Annotated in this window: 5 protein-coding genes; 2 read left to right on the top strand and 3 right to left on the bottom strand. The window is 66.2% G+C overall.

Annotation, left to right across the window (positions count from 1 at the left end):
- Window positions 1-91, bottom strand: a 91-nt coding sequence (locus tag ACWEBX_RS37440) for a trypco2 family protein (RefSeq protein WP_451889204.1), incomplete at its 3' end; no start/stop codon positions are given.
- On the opposite strand from ACWEBX_RS37440, the gene ACWEBX_RS37445 reads away from it, so the two are divergent.
- Window positions 57-314, top strand: a complete 258-nt coding sequence (locus ACWEBX_RS37445) for a hypothetical protein (protein WP_451889200.1) — start codon at window positions 57-59, stop codon at window positions 312-314. The two genes, ACWEBX_RS37440 and ACWEBX_RS37445, sit on opposite strands and share 35 nt — an antisense overlap.
- A 110-nt stretch (window positions 315-424) precedes the next feature.
- Entirely contained in the window at window positions 425-1,438 is a 1,014-nt protein-coding gene (locus ACWEBX_RS37450) for a threonine ammonia-lyase (RefSeq protein WP_451889201.1), read from the top strand.
- An 830-nt stretch (window positions 1,439-2,268) separates the two neighbouring features.
- Here the strand turns inward: ACWEBX_RS37450 and ACWEBX_RS37455 are convergent.
- Both ACWEBX_RS37455 and ACWEBX_RS37460 read right to left on the bottom strand, forming a co-directional pair.
- Window positions 2,269-3,144, bottom strand: a complete 876-nt coding sequence (locus tag ACWEBX_RS37455; RefSeq protein ID WP_451889202.1) for a class I SAM-dependent methyltransferase — start codon at window positions 3,142-3,144, stop codon at window positions 2,269-2,271.
- Between the two features lie 257 nt (window positions 3,145-3,401).
- Window positions 3,402-4,322, bottom strand: a complete 921-nt coding sequence (locus ACWEBX_RS37460) for an NADP-dependent oxidoreductase (protein WP_451889203.1) — start codon at window positions 4,320-4,322, stop codon at window positions 3,402-3,404.
- Between the last annotated feature and the right edge of the window lie 247 nt (window positions 4,323-4,569).

Raw genomic sequence — 4,569 nt, forward strand, 5'->3', positions numbered from 1 at the left:
CGCCCAGTTCCACGACCCAGAACTTGGCACGCCCGGTGCCGGACGCCTCGCGTGTGATGCCGACGTTCACCTCCAACTGCACCTGCCCCACGGTGCTTCCGGAGCGGGACCGCCGACGCCGCGCGGAGCTCGGTGAGGTCCTCGCGGGCACGGCATCCGGACGCGGCGGCGACGACGAGATCACCATCTGCAAACTCATCGGCCTGGGTGTCCAGGACCTGGCGGCCGCCGAGGTCGCCCTCGACCGACTGGGCAAGCCAGACGCCCCCCGGGGAGCCGCTCCCGCGCACGCTCGGGAGGTACAGCGGTCATAGGGCGGATGACGGGAGCCGTTGATACGCGAGCAGTGATTGCTCACGCCAGGGGATTGCGCACGGTCGACGATAGCTGTCAGGCGCAGACCCCACCGCGAGAGGAAGCCGCCATGACACTTCTGGACCTTGATGACGTCCGCGACGCCGCGCGGCGCCTCAAAGGCATCACCCTGCGCACCCCTCTGCTACCCGGCCCGGCGGCAGGTGACGAGACCCGCACACTCCTGCTGAAACCCGAAAACCTCCAAGTCACCGGGTCCTTCAAGCTCCGCGGCGCCTACAACCGGCTCGCTTCACTGTCCCCCGCAGAGCGCAAGCAAGGAGTGGTCGCACAGTCGAGCGGCAACCACGGCAAAGCCCTGGCCTATGCGGGACAACTCCTGAACGTGAAGATCACCGTGGTCGTGCCGGACACCGCGGCACCGGTGAAAGTGGACGCCATACGCCGTCACGGCGCGACCGTACACAGCGTTCCCGCCGCTGATCTGGCCACAGCCACGCAGACGCTCGCCGAGGAGTCCGGCTCTGTCGTAGTGCCACCGTTTGACGATCTCGGCGTGATCGCCGGACAGAGCACCGTCGGTCTGGAGATCTTCGAGCAGACCTCGGAGATGGGCCTGACACCGGACACTGTCCTCGTCCCCGTAAGCGGCGGAGGACTGATCTCCGGAGTCGCAGCAGCACTCAAACACCTGCTGCCCGATGTATACGTCATCGGCGTGGAACCCGATACGGCCGCCGACGCCCGGGAGAGTCTCCACACCGGGCAGCGGGTGACCTGGCCCACGACGCTCACCGGCCGCACCCTCGCGGACGGCATGCGCAGCAGCTCAGTGGGCGTGCTCCCGTTCGCGCACATCCAGGAGTACGTCGATGACATCGTCACGGTCTCGGAGAGCGAGATCCGGGAGACCGTCGCCGTACTGGCACGCGAGAGCCACCTCGTGGCCGAGCCTTCGGGCGCTGTCACGACCGCGGCCTACCTCCACCACAAGGACGCCCTGCCTCCCGGCGAACTGCACGTTGCCGTCATCAGCGGCGGCAACATCGACACGAACCTCCTGTCCCGCCTGCTCGCCCGATTCGCGAACGGCACTGTCAGGACAGCGGCGTTGGGAGCGTAGGCGATGCGGCAGGCCGCTGGCCTGCGGTGCGGCAATTGCGGCGGTGAGGTCCTGGACTGGAAGGTCTCCTCCACGATCAGCGGCGCCCGGCGACCTTGACCAGCGTGCTCACTGGGACAGGGCCAGCCGATTGACATCCTCCCCGGCCCAAAGGCCGGGGATTCCCGCCTGCGCCCAGCTGGTCGGCCGGCAGCTCCCGGTGGGTTCCTGTTTCTTCCGCACGGGGGTGCGGGTTGGGCGCTGCGCCGGTACGGGTTGCCGGTCTGACCTGCGCTCCATGGGCGTTTTGGTCTCCGCCTGTCCGGCGGCGACCTTGGATCTTTCGGTGCGGATGTTGCCGGCCGCGTTGACGTCCGGTCGTGGACGGTCCCGCAGCCGGTGCAGGTCCAGGTGCGAACCACGAGGGGCTTGGGCCGTCACTGAACCCGCGCGCCAAGCAGAGCAGGGAGGAACCGGTCCACGCGGGTGAAGGTCCGTCGGTACCGGGCGGCTTTGTACTCCAGCATCGCTCAGTGGACGGACCCGAGGCCGACCCCTCCGTATGCCCTCCAGACGAGCCCTGAACTGCGGGCTGTCACCTCGCTGCCGGCAGTGAACAGCACAGACAGAGGCCATTGTTCCTGCCCACACGCAAGATGAACCTCCCGCCACGGAGCTCCAGTCCGCACTCGCCGGCGGACTCCTTCGATAAGCCTTCGTCGACCCGCTATCGGCCGCCCGAGCTCCGTGATCGGCAACAACGGTCCCAGCACCGTCCGAGAGATCCCCTCGCCCCACACCGCGATCATCACAGCATGAGGCGAGTACCGATCCGACTTCCAAAGCACGTCCTAGTCGGCTGTCGTTCCCGGGAGCACCGCGCTAAGCGAGTACAGGACAGGCAACTGAGTGCCGCTGAAGGGGAACCGGTAGAGGCCATCTGGCCCCTGAGGCAGGATGTGTCGTCCATCAGTCTCGGTCTCCATGTGCTCACCAAGCCGCTCCACGACCAACCCTGCCGAAGCGGCTGCCGTCACGATCTCACCGACCGAATACGGGTATTGCGTGGACTCCTGCGGATCGAGCGGGGCGTCAGCATGAGCGTAAGTCCCAGTCATCGCGTCGTGCTGCGGTGCACCACCTCCATAGGGCCAGTCAGCCACGAAGGGATCGAAAGTGAGCACCGTCTGGAAGACGGGGTGAAGGTCCACGAGAACCAATCGGCCGCCCGGCCGCAGTGCTGTCACCGCACTACCCATCCACGCGTCCAGGTCCCTGATCCAGGACAGGACTCCGTAGGTCGCGACGACAAGGTCGAACCTGCCCGCCAGAAGATCCGGAAGCTGCTGAGAGTCTGCTTCAACGAACTGCGCGGACAAACCGGCGCGCTGAGCCAGTTCTCGTGCCTTCGCGATCGCCCTGGGCGAGAAGTCCAGACCGGTCACGTGTGCGCCCAGACGTGCCCAGCTCAGGGTGTCCATCCCGAAGTGGCACTGCAGGTGAAGGAGATCCTTGCCGGCCACGTCACCCGCGAGTTCTCGCTCGATCCCGCGCAGCGTCTGACCACCGGCGAGAAAGGACTCGACGTTGTACGACCGGTCGTCGGGGTCCGTTCCGTGGAACTCGGCAAGGTCGTCCCACAGGGCCCTGTTGGCCACGAGCTCCTCACCACCGGCCGCACCACCGTCACGGGTATGTACACCCTCAGAATTCTCATCAGCAGCCACGGACGGCCCCTCACTTACTCTTCGGATTAGCCCATATGGCGGATGGAGTGCGTTGACAACGACTGCAGGTGCCGCGAACTCGCCCTAAATCTGGACAGAACGCTTCATGTTTCAGTGTGCATGGTTCCGGAGAGGCGGATAGCGCTGAAATGCAGTGGCCTGCCCGTGACGCTCCGGTCCGGCGTTCCACCCCGGACCCGGCGGCGGACTTCCTTGCCCTGTTCGCCTTCTCTGGCTCCAAGCAGGAGCCCGGCAGATTACATGGACAGAACGATCTTTCCGGTCGTTCGTCCCTGCTCACCCAGGCGGTGGGCGTCGGCCACCTGCTCCAGCGGAAAAACTGTGTCGATGTGAACGTCGAGCAGGCCGTCTTGGACGAGGGAGGCTAGAGATTCCAAGTCGAAGCGGTCAGGTTCCACGAGCATGAAGTCCGCCCGCAGGCCGTTCTCCACAGCCCACTGAACCGACGCGGCATCGGCGCCGTTGAGCGCCACGACCCGGCCCCCGGGTGCCAGCGTGCCCGCCAGTTCCTGGATCTGCCCTGCGACCGTAGCGAGGAGGACATCCACGTTCGTGACTTGCGACGCCACGTCCGCGGTCCGATAGTCGATGACCTCGTCCGCCCCGAGCCTCCTGACGAAGTCGTGTTTTGCGGCGCTCGCGGTACCGATCACGTATGCGCCCCGGGCCTTGGCGATCTGGACTGCCAGGTGCCCCACACCCCCGGCTGCGGCAGGAATGAGAATGCGCTGACCGGCGGCGATCCCGGCCACGGCGACAAGGGCTTGCCAGCCGGTCAGACCCGCGAGGGGAAGTCCGGCGGCTTGGGCATGGCTCAGCCGGGACGGCTTGGCGGCAAGGTGTCTCGAGGGAGCGGTCACGTAATTCGCGTAAGCCCCCGCCTCCGAGGGGAATCGAGGCATGCCGAACACCTCGTCCCCCACCTTGAAGCGAGTCACACCCGGGCCCACAGCCGCCACGACCCCCGAAAGGTCCCAGCCGACCGAGAAGGGCGGATCTCCCAGACCGCCGGCGGCACGCATCTTCCAGTCGACGGGGTTCACTCCTGCGGCCTTCACCTCGACCAGTACCTCTGTGGGTCCCGGTTCCGGCACTTCCACGTCAACGACGTCCAGGACGTCCGGACCACCAAGTCTGCTCTGCATCACTTTGCGCATAATCAATCGATATCAGGTCCTAGGCGTCGAACGGGTGAGCAATGGATGCTCAGGAGGCGACGCCGGCTACCCACCCGAAATGCTTCGGGGCCTGATGAAACAGAGTGGCAGCAAGCGACGCAGTCGAATGCCACCGCTTCGCAGACGGACGACTCACGCTGCGCAAACCTCTCCTGGTGCGGATACGCCAAAGAGGCGCCGCGGCCGGATGCACACCGTGCAAGATCCGGGCTGCGGAGATCGGAAG

This window comes from Streptomyces sp. NPDC005070, from assembly GCF_053600395.1.